This window comes from Acinetobacter sp. B-6, assembly GCF_056930735.1.
Map to the genome: position 1 here is coordinate 1 of NZ_JBXPBY010000010.1, position 26,910 is coordinate 26,910.

General features: G+C 35.5%; 22 protein-coding genes. 16 read left to right on the forward strand and 6 right to left on the reverse strand.

What is annotated here, in order from left to right:
• Window positions 1-127: 127 nt before the first annotated feature.
• From AC1Z3T_RS13055 to metG, 3 genes are all read right to left on the reverse strand, one after another.
• Window positions 128-1,105, reverse strand: a complete 978-nt coding sequence (locus AC1Z3T_RS13055; protein ID WP_262774175.1) for an MBL fold metallo-hydrolase — start codon at window positions 1,103-1,105, stop codon at window positions 128-130.
• A gap of 136 nt (window positions 1,106-1,241) precedes the next feature.
• The gene (locus tag AC1Z3T_RS13060) at window positions 1,242-1,727 is read right to left on the reverse strand and encodes a hypothetical protein (protein ID WP_100884499.1); all 486 of its coding nucleotides are present in this window, start codon (window positions 1,725-1,727) and stop codon (window positions 1,242-1,244) included.
• Window positions 1,728-1,814: 87 nt separating this feature from the next.
• Window positions 1,815-3,872 carry a methionine--tRNA ligase gene (metG, locus tag AC1Z3T_RS13065; RefSeq protein ID WP_100884500.1) on the reverse strand — a complete coding sequence of 686 codons (2,058 nt, stop codon included), beginning with the start codon at window positions 3,870-3,872 and terminating at the stop codon, window positions 1,815-1,817.
• A 179-nt stretch (window positions 3,873-4,051) separates the two neighbouring features.
• On the opposite strand from metG, the gene AC1Z3T_RS13070 reads away from it, so the two are divergent.
• The 3 genes from AC1Z3T_RS13070 to AC1Z3T_RS13080 all read left to right on the forward strand — a co-directional run bounded on the left by AC1Z3T_RS13070 (window position 4,052) and on the right by AC1Z3T_RS13080 (window position 5,906).
• Window positions 4,052-4,852: a hypothetical protein gene (locus tag AC1Z3T_RS13070; RefSeq protein WP_483396695.1), complete on the forward strand. Its 801-nt coding sequence runs from the start codon at window positions 4,052-4,054 to the stop codon at window positions 4,850-4,852.
• A 102-nt stretch (window positions 4,853-4,954) separates the two neighbouring features.
• Complete coding sequence (locus AC1Z3T_RS13075) at window positions 4,955-5,416, forward strand: hypothetical protein (protein WP_483396684.1); 462 nt, start codon at window positions 4,955-4,957, stop codon at window positions 5,414-5,416.
• A gap of 193 nt (window positions 5,417-5,609) precedes the next feature.
• Complete coding sequence (locus tag AC1Z3T_RS13080) at window positions 5,610-5,906, forward strand: putative quinol monooxygenase (protein ID WP_004827576.1); 297 nt, start codon at window positions 5,610-5,612, stop codon at window positions 5,904-5,906.
• Window positions 5,907-5,922: 16 nt separating this feature from the next.
• Here the strand turns inward: AC1Z3T_RS13080 and AC1Z3T_RS13085 are convergent, their stop codons facing one another.
• Window positions 5,923-6,138, reverse strand: coding sequence for a DUF6500 family protein (locus AC1Z3T_RS13085; protein ID WP_151752388.1), 216 nt, complete (start codon window positions 6,136-6,138; stop codon window positions 5,923-5,925).
• 195 nt (window positions 6,139-6,333) lie between these two features.
• On the opposite strand from AC1Z3T_RS13085, the gene AC1Z3T_RS13090 reads away from it, so the two are divergent.
• Window positions 6,334-6,531 carry a hypothetical protein gene (locus tag AC1Z3T_RS13090; protein ID WP_004827580.1) on the forward strand — a complete coding sequence of 66 codons (198 nt, stop codon included), beginning with the start codon at window positions 6,334-6,336 and terminating at the stop codon, window positions 6,529-6,531.
• 45 nt (window positions 6,532-6,576) lie between these two features.
• Here the strand turns inward: AC1Z3T_RS13090 and AC1Z3T_RS13095 are convergent, their stop codons facing one another.
• Window positions 6,577-6,876 carry a hypothetical protein gene (locus tag AC1Z3T_RS13095; RefSeq protein ID WP_009583968.1) on the reverse strand — a complete coding sequence of 100 codons (300 nt, stop codon included), beginning with the start codon at window positions 6,874-6,876 and terminating at the stop codon, window positions 6,577-6,579.
• A 306-nt stretch (window positions 6,877-7,182) separates the two neighbouring features.
• On the opposite strand from AC1Z3T_RS13095, the gene apbC reads away from it, so the two are divergent.
• Both apbC and AC1Z3T_RS13105 read left to right on the forward strand, forming a co-directional pair.
• A complete protein-coding gene (gene apbC / locus AC1Z3T_RS13100) occupies window positions 7,183-8,436 on the forward strand; it encodes an iron-sulfur cluster carrier protein ApbC (RefSeq protein WP_100884501.1) in 1,254 nt (417 codons plus the stop codon).
• Window positions 8,437-9,444: 1,008 nt separating this feature from the next.
• Complete coding sequence (locus tag AC1Z3T_RS13105; protein ID WP_100884503.1) at window positions 9,445-10,320, forward strand: 5'-methylthioadenosine/S-adenosylhomocysteine nucleosidase; 876 nt, start codon at window positions 9,445-9,447, stop codon at window positions 10,318-10,320.
• Window positions 10,321-10,344: 24 nt separating this feature from the next.
• On the opposite strand, the gene AC1Z3T_RS13110 is transcribed toward AC1Z3T_RS13105, so the two are convergent.
• A complete protein-coding gene (locus AC1Z3T_RS13110; RefSeq protein WP_100884504.1) occupies window positions 10,345-10,890 on the reverse strand; it encodes a DUF2062 domain-containing protein in 546 nt (181 codons plus the stop codon).
• Between the two features lie 455 nt (window positions 10,891-11,345).
• Here AC1Z3T_RS13110 and AC1Z3T_RS13115 point away from each other — a divergent pair, with 455 nt between their 5' ends.
• The 10 genes from AC1Z3T_RS13115 to AC1Z3T_RS13160 all read left to right on the forward strand — a co-directional run bounded on the left by AC1Z3T_RS13115 (window position 11,346) and on the right by AC1Z3T_RS13160 (window position 26,884).
• A complete protein-coding gene (locus AC1Z3T_RS13115; RefSeq protein ID WP_004827589.1) occupies window positions 11,346-11,939 on the forward strand; it encodes a LysE family translocator in 594 nt (197 codons plus the stop codon).
• A 134-nt stretch (window positions 11,940-12,073) separates the two neighbouring features.
• A complete protein-coding gene (dcd, locus tag AC1Z3T_RS13120; RefSeq protein WP_004827590.1) occupies window positions 12,074-12,643 on the forward strand; it encodes a dCTP deaminase in 570 nt (189 codons plus the stop codon).
• Window positions 12,644-12,992: 349 nt separating this feature from the next.
• Window positions 12,993-14,372: a hypothetical protein gene (locus AC1Z3T_RS13125; RefSeq protein WP_004827592.1), complete on the forward strand. Its 1,380-nt coding sequence runs from the start codon at window positions 12,993-12,995 to the stop codon at window positions 14,370-14,372.
• A 574-nt stretch (window positions 14,373-14,946) separates the two neighbouring features.
• Complete coding sequence (locus AC1Z3T_RS13130; protein WP_004827595.1) at window positions 14,947-16,410, forward strand: hypothetical protein; 1,464 nt, start codon at window positions 14,947-14,949, stop codon at window positions 16,408-16,410.
• Between the two features lie 570 nt (window positions 16,411-16,980).
• Window positions 16,981-18,435, forward strand: a complete 1,455-nt coding sequence (locus AC1Z3T_RS13135) for a hypothetical protein (protein ID WP_004827597.1) — start codon at window positions 16,981-16,983, stop codon at window positions 18,433-18,435.
• Between the two features lie 930 nt (window positions 18,436-19,365).
• Window positions 19,366-20,763, forward strand: a complete 1,398-nt coding sequence (locus AC1Z3T_RS13140) for a hypothetical protein (protein ID WP_100884506.1) — start codon at window positions 19,366-19,368, stop codon at window positions 20,761-20,763.
• 252 nt (window positions 20,764-21,015) lie between these two features.
• Window positions 21,016-22,572, forward strand: coding sequence for a hypothetical protein (locus AC1Z3T_RS13145; RefSeq protein ID WP_100884507.1), 1,557 nt, complete (start codon window positions 21,016-21,018; stop codon window positions 22,570-22,572).
• Window positions 22,573-22,588: 16 nt separating this feature from the next.
• The gene (locus tag AC1Z3T_RS13150; RefSeq protein ID WP_005031094.1) at window positions 22,589-23,341 is read left to right on the forward strand and encodes a DUF6160 family protein; all 753 of its coding nucleotides are present in this window, start codon (window positions 22,589-22,591) and stop codon (window positions 23,339-23,341) included.
• 25 nt (window positions 23,342-23,366) lie between these two features.
• Window positions 23,367-25,829, forward strand: a complete 2,463-nt coding sequence (locus tag AC1Z3T_RS13155) for a DUF6160 family protein (RefSeq protein ID WP_005031092.1) — start codon at window positions 23,367-23,369, stop codon at window positions 25,827-25,829.
• A 95-nt stretch (window positions 25,830-25,924) separates the two neighbouring features.
• On the forward strand, window positions 25,925-26,884 hold the full coding sequence (locus AC1Z3T_RS13160) for a DUF6160 family protein (RefSeq protein ID WP_005031091.1): 960 nt from the start codon (window positions 25,925-25,927) through the stop codon (window positions 26,882-26,884).
• Window positions 26,885-26,910: the final 26 nt, after the last annotated feature.

The following is a 26,910-nucleotide window of genomic DNA, read 5'->3' on the forward strand; positions in this document are numbered from 1 at the left end:
AACGTTGAGGGTGTTTTTTTATGCGTGAAGAAAAGAAAAAGATAGAAATGATAAGAAGTTAAGAAGAAAAATAAAAGCGCTACCTTGTGGTAGAGCTTATATCAATTGCGGTTAAAGCAAAAATAAGTCAGTCTTTAAAGTGGATTGGAATCCATTGATAGCTTTTCCCATCTGCTGAGTAGATATGACCAATGCCTGGAAAAGGTAAGTGAGGTGCTGCTATAGTTTGTCCATTTTTAGCATAGTCTGCAAATTGTTTTAAACGTGTTTGTACAGCCATTTTAGGATCAATATCATATTCGATCGCTGTTTCTGGTCTATCGAATTGAACAGTGTGAGAATGCACAATATCACCAATAAAGATAACATCTTCATCTGTGGTTTTGAGTTTATAGCTAAAATGACCAGGTGTATGACCTGCAGTGTTGATCACTTCAAAGCCATTGATATTATCACCGAGTTTAAAGGTTTTAAATTGCTGTTTCGCTTGATAAGGTGCAAGAGCAGCTTTAATTTTCTCTACAGTTGCCACATAATTTTGGCGCTTATCCTGTGCTATTTTTTCAGCTTGTTTCGGATTTAGCCAATAACTCGCTTCTCTTTCTGAGACATAAATGGTGGCATTGGGGAAATTAGCGATACCATTTTTACTGACACCACAGGAATGATCAGGATGCAAATGCGTGAGTAAGATGGTATTAACTTGTTCTGGTTGATAGCCTGAAGCTTTCAGATTTTTCAGTACAGAGCCTAAGTGAGTACCAAAACAATCCGCAGTACCACTATCAACTAAAACTAAAGACTTTCCAGTATTAACTAGAAAAGCATTGACTGAGGTTTGTACACCTTTTACTTGATCAGCGTGGTACTTTTTTAAAATCTCTTGAACTTTGTCTGATGAAATATCTTTAAAGAGTGTAGGCGACATAAAATTTGTGCCATCAAGTAAGGCTGTAATTTGTGTATCACCAACTTGATGTTGGTAAAAACCAGAAACTTGCGGCTGTTGCTCAATAATCGGTAAAGTTTTTTGAACATCTGCCTTTGATGCAAGTGGAAATAAACAAACGCAGAGTACTGACAAAGATTGGACAATATTTTTCATTGGGTATGTTCAATATTAATTTAATGAATTATTTTGTAGCATGGATTGATCTGTCACTGAGCTTTTTATTGATGAAAAAAACTCTGCTTTTGTAAACGAATTTTTTATGATTCTCAAAAGTGTTGGTGTGAGTGCTTCAGTTGATTTGCCTTTTGTTTTGGATTCTTTTCCATTCAATAACAGTACAAATTAAGGTTGTGGGGAGGATGAGAACAAATTGCAAATAACTAAATGTGAATATAGGTGATGGAGTGAGTATGGAAAGAACAAGGATAAAGGGTGAAAGCATTAATCCTAAAATTGCGCCATAGATTATGCATCGCATTAAGCGTATTTGAGCGAGCTTTTCGGCAAAGAAATGTTGGAATAATAATTGAATGATTATTGCAGGAATAATGCCAAGTAAATAACCAAACGGTGTAATTAAGAATAATCCTCCAATCATTGGAAATATGATCGAGGGCGTAATGAGACCTTTTAAAAATCGTATTGGATCACCGAACATAATATGGCTATGAAATGTGATTGCAATAATCAAAGTTCCAATAAATGGTCCCCAAATGACAAATGCTGAACTTTGCCATTTAGCTTTTTGTGAAAGGCTGGTTTTTGTAATTGCCATATTATGAGCTTTATCTTGATTTTATTCTTGAACATAACATAAAAAAAGGCTTCCGAAGAAGCCTTTCAAAAATCATTTGATTGCTAATTATGAGACTTTGTCACCAGCTTTTGCACCAGATTCAGGTGAAATGACCCAAACACCTTCACCATTTCCAGCAGCAAGCACCATTCCATTGGAAATACCAAAGCGCATTTTACGTGGAGCGAGGTTAGCAACCATCACGACCAATTTACCTTTTAAATCTCCTGGTGCATAGAATTCACGGATTCCACTGAATACATTACGTGGTTCTGCTTCGCCAACATTTAAGGTCAGTTGAAGTAATTTATCTGATCCTTCAACATGGGCAGCGTCTACAACTTCTGCGACACGGAGATCAACTTTGATAAAGTCCTCAATACCAATAATTTCAGCTTCACCCACTTTAGGTTCAGGCTTTTTCTCAGCTTTCTTTTCTTTTTTCTTTTCAACTTTTGCTGGTTCAGCTGCAGAAGCCAAAGAGTCTTTAGATGCATCAACCATAGCAGCTACTGCTTTAGGGTCTACACGTTGCATCAATGGTTGGAATTGCGAAATTTCATGTACTGTTAAGATATTTTGACGTGAAGCAAAATCAAAACGATCCAGTTTTAAGAAATCTTGGACTTGTTGAGCAAGCGTTGGCAAAACAGGTGCGAGATAAACAGCTAATTGGCGGAACAGGTTAATACCCACTGAACAGACATCATGAACTTGTTGTTCTTCACCTTCGATTTTTGCCAAAGCCCAAGGTTTTTTCTCATCAATATACTGATTTGCACGATCAGCAAGTGCCATGATTTCACGAATGGCAGTAGAAAATTCACGTGCTTCATAAGCTTTGGCAATTGAATCACCAGCATCGATAAAGCTTTGAACTAAAGCAGACTCTGTACAGGTCTTTGATAAGGTATTGTCAAATTTGGTGTTAATGAATTTTGCACAACGACTGGCAATATTGACTACTTTGCCGACCAAATCTGAGTTCACTTTCTGTACGAAATCATCAAGATTTAAGTCAGAATCTTCAACCTTATCAGACAGTTTGGAAGCAAAGTAATAACGTAAATATTCGGGATTCAAATGCTGTAAATAGGTTTCAGCTTTGATGAAGGTACCGCGAGACTTTGACATCTTCTGACCATTCACAGTCAAGAAACCATTTACGAATAGACCTGTAGGAGTGCGGTAATTTGCACCTTCAAGCATTGCAGGCCAGAACAGCGCATGGAAATAAACAATATCTTTACCGATGAAGTGATACACCTCATTTTTAGAATCTTTTTTCCAAAATGCATCAAAATTTAATTCTGGTCGCTTGGTTTTGATGTAATTTTCAAAACTCGACATATAGCCAATTGGTGCATCAACCCATACATAGAAGTATTTATTAGGTGCATCGGGTATTTCAAAACCGAAATATGGAGCGTCACGAGAAATATCCCAGTCGTTTAAACCATTATCAAACCATTCATCTAATTTATTTGCGATAGATACAGGTAGACGACCTTCGTCACGCGTCCATTTTTGTAAATATTCTGCAAAATTAGGCAGTTTGAAAAAGTAATGATCAGATGATTTTTCAACAGGTGTCGCACCACTTAAAGTTGAGCGTGGATTCAACAATTCTGTTGCATTGTATGTGGTTCCGCAGACTTCACATGAGTCGCCATACTGATCTTCAGCTTTACATTTTGGGCATGTGCCTTTAATAAATCGATCTGAAAGAAACATGCTTTTTTCAGGATCAAATAATTGTGTTACAGGACGAATCGCGATATTTCCTGCTTCACGGTTTTTGATATAAATTTCTTCAGAGCGAGCCTTATTTTCATCACTATTGGTTGAATCATAGTGATCAAAATGCACACCAAAACCATCGAAATCACGAATATGTTCTTTCTGAACATTGGCAATTTGTTCTTCAGGGGTAATTCCATTCGCCTCAGCGCGAAGCATAATGGCTGTACCATGAGCATCATCCGCACATACATAAGTCACATCATGACCCATTGCACGCATGGCACGAACCCAGATATCTGCTTGGATGTAGCCGAGTAGATGACCCATATGAATAGGACCATTTGCGTATGGAAGGGCGTTAGTGACTAAGATATTTCGCACGGATATAACTCTCTTTCTCAAAGTTAAGGCAAGGGTATTGATTTTAACGTAATTGCTATCAAGATGCACAACTGAATAGGTGAATTCTTTTCAAATGTGGATTTTTAATCATATTCATATACCCAACGATTTATTATTATAGAATCAACGATTGAAGCATGCTCATGAGTAATAAAGTAATGATTGATGAAGATTATTTTGATGATGATCAACCTGTAATTCGTATTGCACAAAATCAAAAAACCAAAGCACAGTTTGAAAAAAATATTTTAAAACAAGCACAACAGTATCTAGACGATATTTCTGAGGATGAGCATCAGTTTTTAATTCAGACGCTCAGAGATATGGCGCAAGAAGAAAAATATTTCGATGTACTTGCAGATCAATTAGATCAACCTGTGGATGCGAAGGTTGCTAATGATGCATTAAACCTTTTGTATTTTTGGCAACTCATTCATGAGGCTAAAGAGATTTCAGAATTTAATCTTTTGGATGTGATCAATACTGAGTTTTTTCAAAGCAGCTTGCTAGATGCTTTTGAGCTATTAGATATTGGTGAGTCAAAAGCTCAATACAAAGCTGTATTAGCACAAAGTTTTAAACTCTATGAATTAGAACTTTATGCAGGATGTATACCTTTGCTATATGCACAATTAGAAGGTTTACTGACAGCAGTTTTACTTCAAAATGGGTATTTGAAACAACAGGACACTAAATTTATTGATGTTTATAAAATTGTGCCAGGTTTAAAAGGTCATGAGATCAAGAGTTTATGGCATAAGGTCAAAATTGCCAATGAATTGAATCATTATTTCTTAGAGCTTGCTGCATATAAAATGGACAATAGTTCAACCGTGAGTATGACACGCCACAATATTTTGCATGGTACAGAGTTGAGCCATTTTAATCAGGGGCGTAGCTTTGTATTGTTTATTTGGTTATTTAGCGTTGTAAGTTTTATGAGCTCATTAAAATCCTAAGCAAGGAAAATATCAAAAACTTCACTTAAATTTCACCGAAGAATCAAATATTTTACATTTATGTTTTAGACACTGATGCCAAGATCGGAAAAGGAGAACAGGATGCGATCTTGGTATTTATATATGGTTTCCGCTGCTCCCAGTCTTAGCGCTGTTTTGAGCTTAGTTGTTCCATTCAGCATGTCATTATATTTTTATCAGGGCGATTTTCTTGGCATCGCTTCTGAGCGAAACCCAAGTCGTGGTATGGAAGTGTTTTTCTATTTCACACCATTGCTATTTTTATTGGCATTCTTTAGCTACCTTCTGATTTTTAGCATTCTAAAAAAGCCTAAAGCAGTGATTGAAATTGCTCAAATGCTTAAAGTGACAGGCTTCATTTTTTTGTTCATTTTGAGCTGTCTCTTTCTAATTTTATGTTTAGAGGGAACTCTATATCGTTTTCTCGAAATGTTGCCATATTTATGTATTGCTTATGCCTTGTTGTTAATTCCTATTTTTATAGGCTTAATGGCTGGAAATACATTATATTTATATTTGTCTAGAATATATCTAAAAAGGTAGTGCTTAATCAAGATAAAATCATTTGAAGAAATATCTGTGCTAAAAAATAAATTTTTTTGACCTTTATTATTCATGTTGTTGAATTTTTTTAAATGTTTTTTTATAAAATTAGAAAGATGGTCAATCATCATTGTCCATTCAGTTTGTTTTCTATGCTATGTTGCAAGTCATTATTGTCATTTAGAACTGATTGATGCTTAAACTCATTGCTGAAGACTTTATTCAAATAGATAAAATTGATCTTGTTTTGCCTTTATATCAAGAATTAATTGACAAGACGAAACAAGAACAGGGCTGTATTGCTTATGACTTGTACCATGATTTACGTAATACAGGTCATTTTGTTTTTATTGAAGAATGGGTAGATCGAGCTGCATTAGATGCTCATGTCCAATCAGCACATTTTCAGAGATTAGTGCCTTTGATTGACCAATATGCAAGACAAGAAGGTATTTTTACGCATATGCAGCATTACCAAGAACTATTTTAAAATGCTAAAGCACCTATTATTCGTTTTCTATCATTTGTTTAATTTTGCTCGCTTTTTCAAAGTGATCAAGCTGATGGGTTTTAATCCACCATTCTGCGACTTGCATTAATGTTTCTGGATCATCATTTTTATTCGCGAAAAAAGCATAAAAGGATAGTCCGACTTGATCACCCTTTTTGGCAATTTTTTCATTACATACTCGAATAATTTTTTCTTTGATGGCTTGTTGCATAAATAATCTCGATGTATCCATTAGATTGAATTCTTTATATGGATTTAGCTGTTGTGACTATTTTATTCATTTTGAAACAAAAAGATACATCGCTACATTCTGTGGGTGAATTGTTTCTGAAATGCAGTTTTTGACGTTTTATCTCGATTCTGTTGCTATAACTGTTAAGTAACTTAATCAAAATAGGAACGACAGATGACTAACTTAGACGATTTAAAGAATAAAGCTTCTGAAGTAATTGATGATGTAAAGTTAAAGGCAAAAGAAGCAAAATTGGGTGCGGAAAAGGTCGCTGATGATTTAAAACATAAAGCCAAAGAAACCTTATTAAAAGGTGAGCAAAAGGTCAATGATTTAAAACATAAAAAAGATGACGAGAGTGATAAGAGTTAAGTAAAAAAAGCCTTTGAGGAAAATTTTCTTCAGAGGCTTTTCCTATTATAGGTCTTTACGTGTCCATTCAATATGGCGAATGTGATTTTCAATAACTGTAAATGTATAATAAATCTGATCAATTTCATAAATATAATTTGAGACAGTGACTGTCGTTTTCCCTTCTTTCTTTTCGTAGGTGTGCATTGAGATTGGAGACTGAGCAATCCGTGTGCTCATATCTGCATAACTATCACCTATAGAAATGAGTTGCCCAGAAATGGTCCTTACAGTATTGGTAGATGTTCCCGCAATCACAGAACCAGAAATAAATAAAGATAGCATCAAAGCATGGCGAAGTTTCATTAACGGTAAGCCTTGTTATTATTAAAATCAGAAGCATCACTATAGCCGTTTTTTTACGCATTTTGTATGAAAATGATCTATTAAAAACGATACCAATTTAGATTGATGAGATTGCACTGACCATTAAAGATTATAAAAGTGCTGAATATAGGTTAGAAATGAAGTTTTACCAATAAATTCCGACTAAATCAGTAGGATTAATAAAGACATTCAAAAAGCTGAATAGAACTTTGCTTACCCTCAGCTCAATTTACAGTTAAACTATAGTTTCAGTATTTGTTGTATTTGCAAACTTGGAGCAAATCTATGTCTTGGCTTTCTTCACTTAAATCAGTTTTTTCTCCCGCGCAGGAGGTGAAAGAGGAAGAAGTCCAATCCGTTTTGCAAAATTATATGTTGCCAAACTCGAACAACGCTTTAAAGGATCGTATTACTCAAGTGAATGTTGTTGGACGAGTATTACAGCTTACGATCAATACATATCCCAATGAAGCGGATGACTTGCAAAAAATCCATGATGATCTTGCCGATGCTTTAGAAAAATGTGGTATTCAAGAATTAAACATGCATGTGATTCAGCAAAAAATTCAGCATGACTCAAGCTGCTCAAGCGAACAACATGGAAAAGCAGGGCATAGTTGTTCTAGCCAACCCAAAGCAGAAAGTCATACATTACCGCCTGTTGTCGATGCTTCACCAAAGCCTGCCCCAGCAGAAGTTGATCCTAATAATCCACCGATTCAGAAAGCTGCACCACAACAACGGGACATTCCTAAACATCCACGTATACAAAATGTCATTTTGATCTCATCGGGTAAAGGTGGCGTAGGAAAATCGACAACTACTGTAAATATTGCGCTCGCACTCAACAAATTAGGATTAAAAGTGGGTATTTTAGATGCTGATATTTATGGTCCAAGTATTCCAACGATGTTGGGCAATGCTGGACAAACGCCCAAAATTGAAGGTGAAAACTTCGTTCCACTTGAAGCGCACGGGATGGCAGTTCTTTCAATCGGGCATTTAATTGGTAAGGAAAATACCCCCGTTGCATGGCGTGGTGCGAAAGCTACAGGGGCATTGATGCAACTTTTTAATCAAGCCTTATGGCCTGACCTTGATGTACTTGTGATTGATATGCCACCTGGTACAGGTGATATCCAATTGACCCTTGCACAGCGTATTCCTGTGACAGGTGCGGTGATTGTAACAACACCACAAAATGTAGCTTTAATGGATGCAGTAAAGGGCATTGAACTCTTTAATAAAGTTCAAATCCCTGTGATGGGTGTGATTGAAAATATGTCGACACACATTTGTTCGAATTGTGGTCATGAAGAGCAAATTTTTGGTGCAGGTGGGGGTGATCGTTTGTCTGAGCAATATGCTATTCCATTGCTTGGTCGATTACCTTTAAATGTACAAATTCGAGAAAATGCCGATGCTGGTCATCCTTCTGTTATTGCGGGAGATGCAGCAGCAGAGAGTTATATGTTGATTGCGGAAAAAATTGCCAAGGCTTTGCCTCGAGTAGAAAAAGATCCACATCGAATTTTCTAAATTTATTCTATACGATCGCCTTTCTTGATATTTACCATTTAATTCAAGAAAGGCGAATGAGGATAAGTCAATGAAATATTTTAACTTACTCGATAATAAGGTTTTTGTTAGTCTCGCCAATAGTGCCAATGGTGATGTTAATAGTGCTACTCGTTTTTATTATTCCCAAAAAAGATTAGGTGATTACTGCCAAGAATGGGGGAGAGTGGTACAAATTAGCAAGATGCTGGAAAGATACTTTCAGATTTTGAATCTGTAATTAACCTGAGTTCGATGTAATTAAATATTCAACTCATTGAAAAATAATAAATCTCTATGGAGTCTTGCTGCGTTTTCATCAAATTTTAGGATGAGGAGCGGAGCTCCTCAAGCGCAACTATCAATAGCATTTCATTTCTCTTGATCAATAAAATGAAAGCAATCAATAGATTGTTTGATGATCTAAAGCTTGCACTGCCACGCTTTACTTCTAAAGTTTAAATTGTTTTGCGTAGGCGATGCCTCACTTTTCAGAGATGAAAAGTGACAAAAATCTTTCGTTGAGCGAGGGGTACATCCTCATACCCCCGCTCAACATGGCGACATCCATGTCGCCTCACGATAGCAAGACCATCTATGATTCAAAAGTACAAAATAAATGAATCATCCAAATCACTTGTATGAATAATCAGGCGGTTTGGCTATATCATCTTTCATCAAGGATTTTTATCGAACTCAGGTTAATTAACATTTCACTATCACTGGTGAACTTAGATTTTGGCAATGTAAAACCAAAATTGAATTGTTAGATAAAGATGTCACTAAATTAATTGATGATTGGTAAGGGGAAAGTGCTGATTTATCTTCAGATCATTCTGAATTGATTAAAATCGTGCTGAATTAACTTCAATCATAGCCAACATATTCAAATCATATATACTTTAGTTTTGATATAAAAAAATGAAATTTGTGGAATTGGTATATTCATTGCTTAAATATCCAGTTCTTATTTAAGCTGTTGAGCAAATGATGCAATTCAAAAAAATAATCCATGTTATTGGCATGTGCGGTTCCCTGCTATTGGCAGCGTGTAATAATGATTCACACAATACAAGTCAAAATAGCGATACTCAGAAAGCTTTACAACCCATTGTAATTCAAGGCGCATTACCTGTTGAGTCTGAGCAAATGGCAGCAAAATTGACCAATGCGACTGTTGAAACTGTGGGGGGATGGAAGTTTTGGAAAGGGACTTATCAAGGCTATCCCGTGATTATCTCTAAAACCCGAATGGGAATGAGTAATGCGGCAGCTGCAACTGCAATCGCAATTGAGCGGTATAAGCCTATTGCGATTATTAACCAAGGGACATCGGGCGGGCATGATCCAGAGCTCAAAGTTTATGATATTGTTTTGGGACGATATACAACAAATATTGGTGCTTTCAGGACCCCTAAAAAAGCGTTGGGAGAAGGTTCAAACGCTTTAGAATGGAACGAAGCCTTTGATGTACTACCTGATGATGAATCTGATCCAGAGCCGATTGCGATTCGGAAGTTCGAAGCGGATGCTGAGCTTTTAACAGCAGCTCATCGTGCTCAGAATAATTATACACAGGGTAATGTTGTTGAAGGTACTATCGGTTCAGCTGATGTGTGGAATAATGAATTAGATCGAATTGCATTTTTCCATAAAAACTATGCTACATCGGTTGAAGAAATGGAAGCTGCATCTGTTGCACAAATTGCCAGTCAATTTAAAGTCCCTTTTTTGGGTATTCGAGTGCTATCAAATAACATTACCAATGGTGGCGCATATGATGCAGGCACAGGTGAAGCATGCCAGCACTATGTTTTAGATGTCGTGGTTGAATATATGAAAGCAAAACAAGTGGCTTTGAAATAACAATCAATCCTGTCGGACGCGGTTTTAAAGTGGATGATTCTTACGATCATTCCATTTTTTAACCACACTCCAACGCCAGTAAATACGTGTCACAATAAAAAGTAAAGATGCACAGACCAATGCTTCAATAAAAAGCCCTGTGGCTAAAATTTTTGTCAAACTAAAATCAATATGACCATGCCCAAAGTTTTTAATCCAATGGATGATTTGATGGAAAACGCCCAGTAGCATCTCTTTGTTGATCATATGCACATGATAAATTTTAGAGCCAATCCAAAATGCAAAAATCAAAATGGGAACAATAGTGATTGGATTCATAATCCAAGCCAAAATTAAACCAATTGGAAGATTGGCTTCAAACAATAACACAGAAAAAATGATCAACAATGTATGAAACGGAATGGGTAAAATTCCCCAGAATGTACCAATAAACATTGCCTTAGAAATTGACTTTCGATTGACGTACCAAAGCTGGGGACTTAAGGCTTTATCACCAAAAATCTTCATAAATTTCAAATTATTGACCCGCTCGGGGGAGGGAAGCCAAGACTGAAAAAAATGCTTTGCCATAAAATTAAAAAATGAAAGAAAGGCTACTATTGTGCATCAATGTAGAGAAAAACAACAACCTTTCGGACAAAATACCTAAAATAGTGAAGGGAGGTTTTGATTGAATAATAGACATTAAAGCTGAAAATTTGCTTAAAATCAGTCATATTCGGTCAAGACATTCACTGCGCTCCATTTTAATAAGCTATTTTGTGAACTGGTTCACTTTATTTTATGGAACATACTGATTTAAAAGATAATATTTGGAATATAATAATGAAAATATGATTATTAAAGGAACAACTAATGATGAAATGACTTAACAGTCTTTTGGTGATATAATGTTATAATATATTGAAAATAAAAGATATTTGTGTATTTTGCTATCCATATTCATATGTTCTCTTACAATTCTTTTTTTGCCAATCTGAATCAAAAGATTTAATCTGCGGTCAATTGATAGATGAGGTCATTTAATGATTTCATGGTTTTTTATCGGTCTGGTGGTGACGATTCTTTTAACCCCAGGACCAACCAATACGCTTTTAGCATCTTCTGGAATCCAAGTTGGAATTCGAAAATCTCTCCCTTTAATTCCAGCAGAAGCGCTAGGATATTTTATCTCCATTTCTGTTTGGGGATTAATCATTGGAACTGTATCTAAGCAGTTCCCAAGTGTGCCCGTTATTCTGAAATTATTCAGTGCTGGTTATATCTTATTTCTAGCTTTAAAGTTATGGCGTACAGCGAATCAAGACGAAGACTTTAGTCAAGCAACAATTCGTGCGCGGGAGCTATTTGTAGCAACGCTGTTAAATCCTAAAGCCTTACTTTTTGCTTCAGCAATTTTTCCAACTTATGTCTGGCAGAACACTTCAGCTTATACCTCTCATATGCTGGTATTTTTATTGTTGATTATCCCGATTGCATTCTTTTGGACATTTATTGGTTCAGTGATCTGTAGTAATAAAGTCACTTGGTTAAATCAACGTAATATGCAAAGAACAGCTTCTTTGGTTTTAGTCAGCTTCACCGTACCACTCAGTTATTCTGCTCTTTTAAGTTTATAAGGTCGTTCCTCGTGAAAGGCTGTGGATTTTGCTTACAGACTGAAGCAAAGCTATTTCGCAAGAAACATTCCTTTCAAAAGCAATTTCAGTTAAAGTACAGCGCAGTAAACAGCACAGTTTTGGGATAGAAATAAATGGCCATTAAGTCTGATCGTTGGATTCGCGAAATGAGCGAAAAACACGGTATGATTGAACCGTATGCAGAAAACCAAGTTCGTTATGATGAACAGGGTGAGAAGCTAATTTCTTATGGCGTTTCAAGCTATGGTTATGATGTCCGCTGTGCACGTGAATTTAAAGTCTTTACAAATGTACATTCTGCAATTGTAGACCCTAAAAATTTCGATGATCGTAGTTTTATCGATATTGAATCTGATGTTTGTATTATTCCACCAAACTCTTTTGCTTTAGCACGTACAGTCGAATATTTCCGAATTCCTCGCAATGTTTTAACTGTTTGTTTAGGAAAATCAACTTACGCTCGCTGTGGGATTATTGTCAACGTCACACCGCTTGAACCTGAGTGGGAAGGTCACGTGACATTAGAATTTTCCAATACAACCAATTTACCAGCTCGTATTTATGCAGGTGAAGGTGTTGCTCAGATGTTATTCTTCGAATCGGATGAAGTTTGTGAAACATCTTATAAAGACCGTGGTGGTAAATACCAAGGTCAAACAGGGGTCACTTTACCTAAGACCTAAAAGAGAATCAGTTTAAAAAGCAAGTGAAACACTTGCTTTTTTATGTTTAAAATGATCAATATAATAAATGTAATGTGATATATAATTTTATTTAAATCTTCGATTTTTAATAATTAAAATACAAAGTTAAGAATAATTTAAATGTCTATTAAATTATTTTAAAATAATGATTTTTATCGGAATATACAAATATTTTATCGGTATAAACTTTGATCTGTGCTACAAATGAAATCATTAAATATATGCTAAATATAATGTGATTTATATTGTGTTATTCATATCGGATTTGAATGATTATTTAGCGTAGTAATAACAAATAAGGTCAAGCTTTGCTCAGGATGGAAGCGCTATGTCCCAGTTTAAATATCTCAATGTTGCATTACTTGCATTCAGTGTCTTAACCATGGCTTCAAGTGATGCTGCAACTCTACAGCCACTTACAGATCAACAGTTGTCAGAAACGACCGGTCAGGCGTTGATGAGTCTAACTTACACGGCACCAACAGATGCGAATAATTTAGAATCTAAACGCGATGGTGGTGTAAAAAATATTGGATTTTATAAGCTGGGTTTAGAAGCAGATCTTGAACTCAATGCAAATATTAAGAAACTCCAATTAGGTTGTGGAGGAGTAAACGGGGCAGGGAATTGTGATATTGATATTGATAATTTAAGTTTAAGTGGATTAGGTAATTCAGCAACGTCAAATACGAATAGTGATTCTGATCGAGCTGCACGTGTAGGCTCAAGTGCAGTTTTAACCAATCCCTTTATTCAGTTCGCCGTTAAAAATCCAAACAGCGCATCCACACGTGAAATTGTAGGAATCAATTTAAGTTCGGAAAAAGCAATTGGTTTGTTAACGTTTGGACAAGAAAATAGTAACACTAAAAATGGTATTAATTCTTTAAGTGGCTATATGAGAGTTGCTGCAACTACAGGGACGGCTTTAGTTAATGGTTTTGGAACAAGTCTCGTCTCTGGAGAGGCAGAAAGAACACAATTAAAACAATCAGATGGTTATAACGCAATTAATGGTCAGGCTTGCTGTGTTTTATTTGGTGGAACATTGGGCTTTACTACGAATTCTTATAATTTGAATTTAAGAGATAAAGCTACAGGCAGTAATATTTTAAAGGGTGATTTAGTTTTACTTGAGCAGCCTATTACAGGAAAACGTATTAATAGTGCGCAACTGACAGCGAGTGCAAAAGTTCGAGAGATTGATTTAACAGGAAATATTGTTGCTAATGTAATTGGTTTGAATCTCAATAAAGAGACATATGGGACAATTCAAAACTTAACGGTAGATGTGAGTATTAATGAAGATTTGGGCTATTTTCATAAGGCGAGTTTAAATGGAACACCTGCTTCATTATCTTTGCAATCTCAAGACATACAATGGACTGCAAATAAATCAGTATCTCAAAAAGGATGGTGGTTAGAATTTTCTAATCCAATTGATATTGGGCAAATTGACCCAACTGATCGGGTTGACATTCCTAAAGCGACCTTGAATGAAGTCATGACTCAGGTGAGCAGTTATTTAAATAAGAAACCAGTACAGTGTGGTCCGGTTCTACTTTTAAATTGTCTTTTAGGGGACTCCGTTCCTGTGGGTACTGTTGATTTAAAAGATGCACCTAATCCAAGTATGACATTAACGAACTTGCAATTATCAAAACAAGATTTCACTCCAAACTGTTATGGGAATTTGAAATTCTGTTAACCGTAGGCTCCTTTAAATTTGTTTAGGGGAGTGTATTCTTCTAATTTTAAGAAAGTTTAAAAAATTAAATGTCTACTGATGCCTTTAGGATCATTTAGATAATAAAATTTGAATTGACTTAATTTATAGCGTTTTTTATTGTCATTTTTAAGAGAGTTTTGTTCAGTATGATGACTGTAGTGTTTAGAAAAAATAACAAATATTTTTTATTATAGTAAATCACTAAGATATGAATTTAGAGTTTTTTTTGATACTGTTTAGTGATATTTTTATGAAAATAATAAATAAAATAAATGCTGTTTTTATTAGATTTAATTGTTAATAATTTAAAAAAGTTCTTTGTTTTACGATAAGAATTTATATCTTAAACAATCAATGTCTATAGGCTTTCAAAAAAATTACATTTTTTTAATTCTTAATATTTACTAAATAAAAATATGATAGCTTAAATTAATTAGCAGAGCTCTGAGTTAAATCAATTTTAATGAGATCGAAATATTGATTTTATTTAAAATGATACTGAATTGTTAAAAGTTAGAGCTGAATAATTTTGGACATCATCTAAGGACAGAAAATGTTCACGTTTAAGCCTTTGTACTTTACTCTTTTTTCTTTCAGTGTTTTTAGTACATCTATTTTATATGCCGAATCTTTGTCTTTATACCGTTTGACTGATGAGCAGTTGGGTGAGACAACGGGGCAGGCATTGATGAGTTTGTCTTATATAGCACCAAACGACTCAACCAATCTGATGAATAAATATAGTAGTGGTTCCAATATTGGGTTTTACAAGCTTGGGCTTGAAGTTGATATGGATTTAAATGCAAATATCAGAAATTTGCAACTCGGTTGTGGTGGAATAAATGGCGCAGGACAATGCGATATAGATATAAAGAATCTTTCACTCAGCGGATTACCAGCAAATTATAATCCATCAAGTGGTAACCCTCCAGATTTTGGGGCAGCTGGTCGAGCTTCTACAAGTGCTCAATTGACTAATCCATTTATGGAGTTTGCTGTAAAAAACTCAAATTCAGCATCGACTCGTGAAATAGTTGGTTTACGTTTTAGTGCGGAAAAAATTACAGGACTTCTGACTGCAGGTTTAATCAATGGAATTACTCCAACTTCCACAGATGGGATTCAGTCACTGAGTGGTTTTATGCGTATTGCAGCAACTTCAGGTGAAGCTTCGACAAAAGCAACTGTGTTCGGGAATCAGGCAAATCATCAGATTCAAGGTTTGCTCAGTGCATTGGGAAGTAACAGAACATTTACTTCGCAACCCAATAGCCCAGATACTCAGGGCATTACTCTCCCTTCATTGAAAGCAGCATTTTCAATACCTGAGTTTCAGGTTAATGGAAGTCGATTGGATAATGCAAGTGTTAAGGGAATTTCAACAAAAATTGATTCAATCGCATTGGATAGTGGTCCACTGAATCAACTCAAAGTTAATTTCCCTTCGATATGTGTTTTTATATTTTGTGCTTCACAGTCTAAAATTAAATTGGCAAATGGATCGGCTGTACAAAATTTAAATATGGATATTACTTTTAATCAAGCATTAAGCATGTTTCATAATATACCGCTCACAGGTTCTGGTGGATATCTAAGTTTACAACAGCAAGCCATACTTTGGCCTGGAAATTATGTAGATTCAAATGATATGACTGGTAAAACAATTGCAGAGATGCTTAACAGTGATGTTGCAAAAAAAGGATGGTGGATGTCTTTCGCAGAACCAGTGCAATTAGGTTATTTAAAAGCAACTCAAGAAGTAGATATTACAAATGTGTTACCGCAGGTAGCTGGTTTAATGACTACAGAATTATTAAAAGAAGAAAATAGGGTAAAGGTTCCTGCAGGTGCTGCTATTGGTGCAATTGTTGGTCTAACATTGACAACGCCTAAACCAATCGTGGTTGACTTGAATAATGCAACGCTTGCTAATCCAGTAAAACTGACCTTAGCCAATCTGCAGTTAGCAAATCAAAATTTGACGCCGAATTGCTATGGCTCATTAAAATTTTGTTAAATTAATTTTAGCAACAATAGCTTAACTGTTGTGTTATGACTTTAAGGTGATGATTTGTGTTTTTTATTTTTTATAAGTTGTTGATTTTAATATTATTTAATTTATGGTGTGCGTAAAATAACTAAAATTAACGACTTATATTTTGTGCAGTAAAACTGTTCAGAATTACACCGTATCCAGGGTGTTTGGAAGTGCTTTACCAGTTTTAACTCTTTTAAAGTTAAGTAAATATATAGAATAAATTTAAAATGAGTGTAATTTGAAAGGATTACTGTTAAGTTTAAGTATTTTGTGTTTATTATTGATTTTTAATTTAATTTTCTCATGGTTGATGGGATTATGCGCTTTTTAAAATCAATTAAATTTAAATTATTTCCCTATTTTTAAATTACATTTTTGTTATTTTGTTAAGATTAATTAAATAATTGTTATAATAACGCTAATAAACAATATAGCTCTGCATATACATTTCTAAGCTAAAAGTTTAATTTTATTAATTTTTAAGATTAGGTTTTGCTTTAAATAAAAAAAGGGCTCAAGAAGTTTTGAACATAGTTTAAGGATGAAGAAATGTTCACGTTTAAGCCTTTGTACATCACGTTTTTTTCTTTAAGTGTTTTTAGCATGCCTGCTGTATATGCAGAGTCTACGACGCTGCAGCATATGTCTGATGCACAATTGGCTGAAACAACAGGACAAGCACTCATGAGTTTATCTTATATAGGACCTACTGATGTCACTAATCTTGAATCAAAAAGGTTGGGCGGAGATAAAAATATTGGATTTTATAAATTAGGTTTAGAGGCTGAACTAGAGCTTAATGCAAACATTAAAAAACTCCAATTGGGTTGTGGTGGCGTAAATGGTGCAGGTGGATGCGATATTGATATTGATAACCTAAGTTTGAGTGGTATAGCCGATACTCGGATAGGTAGAACTTCTTCAAGTGCTAAATTAACTAACCCGTTTATTGAGTTTGCTATAAAAAATCCACAATCTGCATCACAAAGAGAAATTGTTGGTTTACGTTTAAGTGCTGAAAGGGCTGTTGGGTTATTAACAGCTGGGCTGGAAAATTCTAATCAAGCAAATGGAATAAATAGTTTAAGTGGTTATATGAAAGTTCAGTCGGGAATAGGTGATTCAGTGGCTGAACAAAGTAAAGTCAAAGGATATGCAAATACAGCAGCACAATACATGGATTTATCCAAATATCAAATAAAAGGAAATCTTGTAGCGTTAGGATTAGCTAATGCTAGTTTTATTACAAATGGGGGAGGATTTAGTATACCAGAAATGAATAAATTACCTTTTGAAACTCAACAATTAATAGTTGTGGGGAATCGTAAAACATCGGCAGAACTTTCAGCAGAAGTGAGTATCCCAACAATTAATTTAGGAACTGGTGCAAATTTTCCACCAGCAGGTAGGGTAGAAAGTAATATCTTTGGTACAACAACAGCTGTTTATACCGCTGGTTCACCAGTAAATGCTGCTGTAACAGGTTGTCAAAATTTAACATTCCTTCCGACCTGTATAATCGCATGGAATGGGCGTCAATTTTCAAATATTCGTATGTCTGGAACTGTGAGCGGTGCTAAGGCTAAAGTTAACTTTTCTGAAAGCTTAGGTTTTATACATAATCTAAAAATTGATTCGCCTGTTTCATTGAGTTTGCAACAAATAAAAATACTATGGCCAGGTTCTGAAAGTGCAAACTTGGCTGAGCGCGGTTGGTGGTTAGCATTGCAAGATCCAGTTTCAATTGGTGTGGTAGAGCCTACAGATAGATTATCCATTGAGCCACTTCTAGGGCAATTTGCGCAAAAGGCAGGGAGCTACTTACAATCAAACCCTGCAACGACCTCTGATCTATTAGGTGTTTTAATTGGTAATGGAATCAGTGCGAATCTAGGAAATGTAAATTTGTCTGGAGTTTCTCCTTTACAGATGAATCTTTCAAATTTAAGGCTAAAGGGGCAAGATTTTGTACCAAATTGCTATGGTTCACTAAAATTTTGCTAAGTTTCTGTGGATACGCATTTATAAAGATAATTGAATAGATCCATAGGTCTCTATCATGTTGTTTAACTTTCTTTTATGAATTGAGCTTAGATAACTAAACAGGTCAAAATATATTTTGATCTTTAAATTTTTGTCATTGATTTTTATCATTTTATAGGTGGTATATCAAATATAAAAGTATGTTGTGATTTTAAAAACTAAGAATTTTATTTGATATTTTTGATCTAATATTCCTGTATTTATCCATAATAAGAAAAACTATTTTTGATTATTAAATTTCTAATTTTGGCTTTATCAAATCTTCCAATGTTTAATAGCTTATGTTGATATGAATAAAATACTGAGTAGGTAGGTGCATGCCTTGGTTAAATATTCTTATAAGTATTAAGTTTTTATTTGAATTTTTGAAAATCAATAAAAAGTGAAAATTGAATCATAGTGAAATTGAAAAAGTTCTTTCTTACCCTTCATGTTGCTAGAGTGAAGTGAATTTTAAGACTAAATGATAATTTAATTGAGAACTTTATAAAAATATTATTGTAAAGATAATATAAAAAATCATGTATTTTGCTGAAAAATTGAGTAAGTCATAATTCTTTAGAGTGTTTAATGTATAGATTAAATCATTTTATTTAAGGTTTTAACTTTAAACTTTTGTTTTATATTGATAAGAAATAATTTTTTCTTGGTTTTAATTGTTGTTTACATGTGGGAAGCTTATTTTAAAAGCATTAGCATTTTGTCGGAAATATAGCTTAATTTTAAATAATTGTGATAATTTACACAAAATGTGATTTTCAATTGAAAACTAAAAAACTTTTTAATGTGCTAAGGGATTTAAATTTATAAAGTTTTTCTTAAATAAAACTTGGCTAATTAAAAAATAGAGTGTGACAATTCTGAGCATAATCTAAGGATAAGGAGATGTTCATGTTTAAAATAAAAATCTTATGTTTGACATTTCTGTCTCTTGGTATGGCGACCACTCATGCTGACTTTACTCATTTGCAAAGTATGTCAGATGAACAGCTCTCTGAAACTACTGGACAAGCATTGATGAGCTTGACTTATATTGCACCCACTGATGCAACTAATCTTGAAGCGAAGCGTAAAGATGTTGCTGGAAATATAATAGGGGCAAAAAATATTGGTTTTTATAAATTAGGTTTAGAGGCTGAGTTAGAATTAAATGCCAATATAAAGAAACTGCAATTGGGGTGTGGTGGGGCTAATGGTGCGGGTAACTGTGATATTGATATTGATAATTTAAGCCTAAGTGGTTTAGGGAATTCTGCAAGCTCAAATACAGGTAGTACAGCTGATCGAGCTGCACGTGTAGGATCAAGTGCTGTCTTAACAAATCCCTTTATGCAGTTCGCAGTTAAAAACCCTAATAGTGCTTCGACGCGTGAAGTTGTGGGGATTAATTTAAGCTCAGAAAAAGCCATCGGATTATTGACATTTGGTCAAGAGAATAGCAGTGCCAGAAATGGTATTAATTCTTTAAGTGGTTATATGAAAGTTGCCGCAACTACAGGAACTGCTTTAGTAAACGGTTTTGGCACAAGTTTGGTATCAGGTGAGGCTGCTAGAAGGCAATTAATACAATCCGATGGTTATAATGCAATTAATGGACAAGCTTGTTGTGCTGCTTTTATATTTCCTGTCGGTTTTACCACAACTGCATATAATTTAAATTTACGTGATAAAGCGACTGGGAGTAATATTCTAAAAGGCGATTTGTCTTTATTAGAGCAAGAGATTACTGGAAAACGTATTAACAGCGCAACTTTGAAGGCTAGTGCTTTGGTACGGGATATTGATTTAAGTGGCAATATTATTGCAAGAGCGCTTGGTTTTATTAATTTGGACAAAGAAACTAGTGGTACAATTAAAAACTTGAATGTAGATGTGACTATTAATGAAGATTTAGGGTATTTTCATAAAGCAAGCTTAAACGGAACTCCTGCATCATTATCATTACAGGGACAAGATATACAATGGCCAGGAAATAAATCTACGGCTTCAAAAGGTTGGTGGTTGGAGTTTTCTAATCCAATTGATATTGGAAAAATTGATCCAACTGATCAGGTAGATATTCCTAAAGCTACTTTAAATGAAGTGATGAATCAAGTAAGTGATTATTTGCAAGATAAACCAGTACAATGTGGGGGGCTAGCACTAGAAAATTGTCTTTTTGGTAGTACGATTCCTTTAAAAGAAGTCGATTTAAAAGATGCAACTAGACCTAATATGACATTAAATAATTTACAATTAGCAAAACAGGATTTCACCCCAAACTGTTACGGTTCTTTAAAATTCTGTTAGTTAAATTATTTAGCTGATTAAAAGCAACAGTATGGAAGTTTACTGTTGCTTTTTTATTTTAAACGTTTATCGGAAAGTCATATATTTTACATAAAAGTCTTTGGCATAATAAAAAATATTGCATAAGATAAAGTGTGATATAGATAACAAAACTGTATAGACAAGGAAAGACTATTTTATACAGTGTCGTAGGGATTACAGAAATAAAATAAAATATGGTGCGGAGCATCGTATAACACAGGAAGGTCATAGATGACTACACTCAATTATACGGCAAAATTTCATAAAACTGTTTTGGCAGCTTTTATTGGCTTAGTCATCGCCCAATCTAGCTTCGCTTTGGAAGCAATGTCTGATGAAAAATTAAGTGATACGACAGGTGAAGGCATCGCTTTATTACCTACAAATGCTTATATGGTGTTTCAGGGAGCTGGAGCAAACCAGTTACAAGATACAATTCTGACTAATCGTAGTCTGGATACTGGTTATATCTATTATGTGCCAGTAGGTCCATTGTCATCTCTTGTGCAAGATACAAATAAAGATGGTACTGTGAACTCAAGTGATCACTCTGTTGGTAAAGCTGATTTATATTTATATGGCTTAGCATTGTCTAGAAATGCAACCAATAATGCCAACCTTCGCTTAGATTCAGGACAAACCAATGGTGTGGCAAATGCAGCGATTCGAAGTTGGGGAACGGCAACAAACCCATGGATATTTAACGTAAAAACAGATTCAAATATTCCTGATTTTGGTACCAGTAGTGGCTCTGTAACCTATTTGAATTTTGAAGCGCCGTTGTATGAAAATATATATACATTTGCTTCGGATAACAAAACCGTAACGACGAATGCCTTTGTAAATGATGCAGGTGGAGAAGACGCATATAATCTTAAACTTGCTTTATGGGCAGATGCTTTTGTACGTGATCAAAGTAAACCAGATCAGGATGCGAACCAATTTAACTTAGGTGAAGGGTTTAGTAGCACAACAACAGGTCGGGCAAATCGTATTCGATTACAAGGTGTATTTAACGGTTTTGGACTGAATGGAAGTAAAATTCAATTATTCCAGACACTCGGTGGTGCAACCAATACTGGGGGAATGAGTGCCTTCTATAACAATACCTTAGGGGTGGCTGGAGTTATACGCTTAAATAGCGGGGATGGTTCTAAATTGTTAGGAACATCTGCAGCAAATTCTTGGACAATGCCTGCGAATTTGATGAACCGAGTTTTGAGATTAAGCACGCAAGAGTGTGGCGTTGGAAATTTGAATGGTTGTACCACAGGTACAGCCCAAGATATTTTATCGACTCCAGCGATCAATGGTGGACTGGCTCCAACTTTCTCAGATAAGGAAGGTATTTATATTTATAACCTGAATACGAATTTAGTATTAGGTTCATTATATCAGCCTTTAATTCTTGGTTCTGATGGTACAAACTTTAGTTTAGAGCTGGCACGAATACCAAATAAAGAATCAATTTATAAACAAATATATACAGACTATACAGGTGCTGATTCGTCTTATAAAGGCTCTACATGTAATGTTTATAATTGTGGTTCAAGCTCAATTTCAGGTTATCAAGGAAGTTCAGCGACACATAGCAGTATCAGTATTGGGACGGTCTATAGTCCAGATGCTGGAAAAACTTTGCTTGCTGACAAAAGTGCGGGTGCTGTCGGAATTTCATTTAACCAATTGAGTAATGCATCAACTTCAAATGCCCAAAATAATTTAGGTTCCGCAGTCATTGATGGTATGCTGATTCAACATATGAAAATAACAACCAAAGGCTTATAAAATAAGGAGAAATATGATGAAGAAAAGTGTACTTCTTATTTTAACCAGTATGTTGAGTGTTTATGCTGTGGCAATGGAACCTTTATCTGACTCGGACTTGCAACACGTTGAAGGTCAGGCTGGGGCAGACTTATCACTCAAGCTAGTACTGAATCAGATCAATGCCAACGATTCATATTATCAAACAAATAATGCCTATAAGTTTGATAATGGTGTTGGTGGAATTTGTGCAAATTTAGAGTTTTGTCGTTTAGCACTTTCAGTCAATAACCGTTATGTAGATTCAGGTGGTGCTGCAAGTAGTGTCAGTGGAAATAAACTTTGGGTGGTATTTAAGGGTATTCAAGGAACGATTAATATCCAGAAGTTAGGTTTAGATGGTGCGGATTTGGTCTATAAGAATATTGCAAACCAACAAATGATAAAACCTGCGTTTCAATTATCTTTTGATGCAGATAAACCCATTCAAATTCGTAATTTTGGATTTAATTCACTTTCCATAGAAAAGGATGCATTTACCAGTATAACCAATCCAGATGGAACAGTTACTGAAAACTCATTGGGTGCAACCGCAGCTCAATATGGTTATCTAAAACTGAATAAATATGCTGCTAAAGCCCAAACAACAGGTCCAAATGGTTCTACTGCGAACAATTATGATACAGGGCGTGAAACTGGGTTTATGGGTATGCAGATGAATGGCAATCTTGCACTTCAGGGAAAGTTAATGATGTTTAGCTGTGATTCAAGTATGAACAAGCGTTGCTAAGTGAAATAAGTCTGAGGGTTTAGGGATGAAAATAAAACAAGAACAGCGAAAAGGATTTATTTTAAATACATTGGCATTCAGCTTATTGGCAATGCATGTACCTGCTTATGCACTTCAAGCTTTGGATGATGGTGATCTGCGAAATGTGAATGGTCAAGATGGTGTGAATATAGAAGCCACATTAAAAGAAGCCAACATTCAAACACTATATTGGACAGATCAGGCTGGGCGAGCTGAAACAGATGCGACAAGTCAAGCCCTTACAGCAACCGCAGATACGGTTAAGATTCAGCAAAGTAATACTTCTACAGACCCATTAAAAGCCAATGTAAAACTCAATATGGGCACAGTGAGTGGTAAAACAGGCGTGAATCTAGATGTATCACTTTCACCTATGTTATTAACAGTAGACTCTTTCCGAGTGTGTGATAGTGATCCAAGTGGAGCACGCTGTAGTGCAAAGATTGGTACATTAGCTGTTCAAACAGCATCGAATACCAGTATTGGATTAAAAACAACCAATGGATTGCTTGGTAAAAATGACCAAGGTACGCTGGCTTTAGGTTTGCAAAATGCCAATATCTATTTGGGTCAAACCAGTGCAATAAATCAATTAAATCAGCTAATTTTAAAGAATTTTAATTTTAATTTTAATGCAAATGGTTTTATGTTTATTGATGCTGCTGAAGGCTTTAAATTACAAACCAATTCGGGATCAAACATTGCTGGAAGTACTCAAACACCAGATGCAACTTATGGTTATGCCGATTTAGGTCGCGTTGTTGATCCTGCTTCGACTAAGTCGGGATTTATGAATACAGGTTCATATGGAAATGGTACAACAACATCCAATGCAGGTCTAAATCTTGAGATTATGTTGAATAATAAGGGAGCCAACCCTTCAGCAACATCTGTTTATGCAGTGGATCAGTATAATACTCCCTCAGGTGCAAAAGGTTTAATTCGTGTTGGTGCCAGTGGGCGGATGGTTAACAGTTCACTTCAGTTCCGTGGTGTACAAAATGCAAGCAGCTTAATAGGCTCTGCTGTGAATTCATCAGGTATAGATACTGGAAAAGATATTGTTGGCGGTTCTGGCATTGCATTTCGTATGAAAACTGATTTCACTAAAGATGGTGATAGCATGCTTTCAGGTGGTGCTGATGCGACAACTTTAGAAATAGGTGGTGCTGGACTAAATAGCTATGGATTTGAATTTGGAAATCTAACTGGTTTACAAAAAGGAAGTCGTGCATCTTTTGACACTGGAAGTGTATTTTTAAATCTTATGGATTCTAAACAAGTCACTTTGCCCGTTAACTCTACATTCCAATCTTCAAGTTTTGGTAACGGTCAGTCATTAACCAGCTTGAATGACTATAAGCAAGATGTTTATACAACATTAACTGCTGGGAATCGTCCTTATAGCGTGATGACCTCAATTCGAAATGCGGCATTTCAATCTTTTTCTAGAAGAGGGCGATTTACTACAAGTGCTGGTGTAGCGGCAAATAATTTATTTACCGACAATGGGCTGAATAACCAATGGGGATTGGCACTACCATTTTATAATCTAAATGCAAACTTAGCGATGTATGGCACTACTGTGGATGCAGATAAAGTTTATTCTTATTCAGTTGATGGTACACAAAATAAAATAGCAGGTTCTGGTCAAACCGCTCGGCTTGGTTTTTCATTAGGGTTAACAACGGAAGGTGTAGATAAAAATGGCGCGAATAAGATCGGTAACAATACTACTTCAATATTGGTCATTGATGGTGGACTGAGAAATGGTCAACCTACAGACTATTATATGGGGCTTAGAAATATCGATATGCTACTCAAGGGAAATGGTAGCGTTGGTGTAGAAAATGGAAGTTTAAACCTAAGCTTAAAAAATATGCTGGTGGTGATGGCAGCAGAAGTTGCTGGTGGATATTTGCCTGGAACTACATATAAATCCTGTGCACTAGGCTTAGCTACAACCTCGGTTGCATGTGGTAATAAAAGTGTTTCAGATACCAATAATTTTGCGAAAAGCGATGATGTGCTCTTCGGTTTGAAACTTCGCTTTGGTGGAGATATGGATTTATCTTTGATTCCGAATAGTGAGATCAAAGATGATGGTACTGGGAACCGTCTGAATGTAGTGGGTGATTTGAAGTTAGCCAATACCAATAACACTATTCAGATCAGTGATCCTGTCAACGGTTCTTCATTGGGCTTAGATAATTTGACAGGAGATATTCGTTTTAATAATGCGATTGTGATCAGTAAGAATTCAAATACGGGAACAGGGCAGGTTGGATTTAATACCAGTCTGCAATTTAATCCAACACAGTCTGTAAATGGTGTATTTAGAGCAAGAGATTTAAACTTTTATCCTCCAGCAGCTTCAGGTGCCTTGGTTTCAGGCGCACGTCTAGGTGAAATCGCCTTAACAGGTGGTCGATTAAGTAGTGAGCTGAATATTATTCCTCGAAATTGATCGGTTATTGGTCGGGTTATTCTTCCATCACCAAAAATTTCAAACTAAACTGTGATGTGGTCGGCAATATATAAAGTTTCCTAAGGATTAGGATAATGAAGAAAAACAACAAGCTAGGGTGTATATCATTATTGGTATTGAGTCCAGTTGCAATGGCAATGCAGCCACTGGATGATCAAGGTCTTTCTCAAACAACGGGTCAGGCAGGGATTGATGTTGGTATAAATATTAGCAAAGTCCAAGTGAATCAACTGTCTATTATTGATCGTGATGGCTTAGGTACAACTGTGAATGATGCAAATAAAGCATCGCTTGTTGTTGCAGGTAAAAGTGCTGGTACACTTGCAGATCAGAGCATGAATGTAAGCTTCTTAGGTGCTTCTAATTCGTCAACGATGAATGTTGTGATGGATACTGATGGAAGTGCGATCAGTGGTTCAACAGGTAAGCCTTTTGCCAATATTGGTCTCAGTTTTGGAAGTAATATTACAGGGATAAAGGTTTCACCTTTTGCGCTTTACTTGGCAGGTGCAAATTCATCTTCGGGTCCAGCAAGCTATCAATCTATTTTCACAGGTACTTCAGAAAAGAGCGATGTCATTAAAATATTAAAAATGGACAGTGGCATTGACATTAATTTTGCAGCATCAAAACCAACGATGAATTTACAGCTCGGCAATGCGCCTCAAGGTCGTATGATTGCTTTTGGTGGAGCAATTCAGTCGATTTGTGGTACAGGAACTGGTTGTGCCATTGCACTTTTATCGGATGATAGTGATGTAGGTGCAAATTTTAATTTTCAACTGACAGGCACAGACAAAACCAATGGTTTTTCGTTAAATGGTTTCTATGCGGGTGTGGAGTCAAGTGGCTTTGTATTTGGCAATACGGGTGAGTCGAGTAAATTTGATCTTGGAATCAATCAGATGATCATGGGAACGAGCGGTGCAAGTGCAGCGACTGTTTTTAATGGCCTTCAGAATGGTTCGATGGGGAACTTTGGTGCGATTGGGACATCTGTTACAGATTTAAAAGTGAAAATTAATGGCTTATAGCGATGAGTTAAAACATGATTAAATAA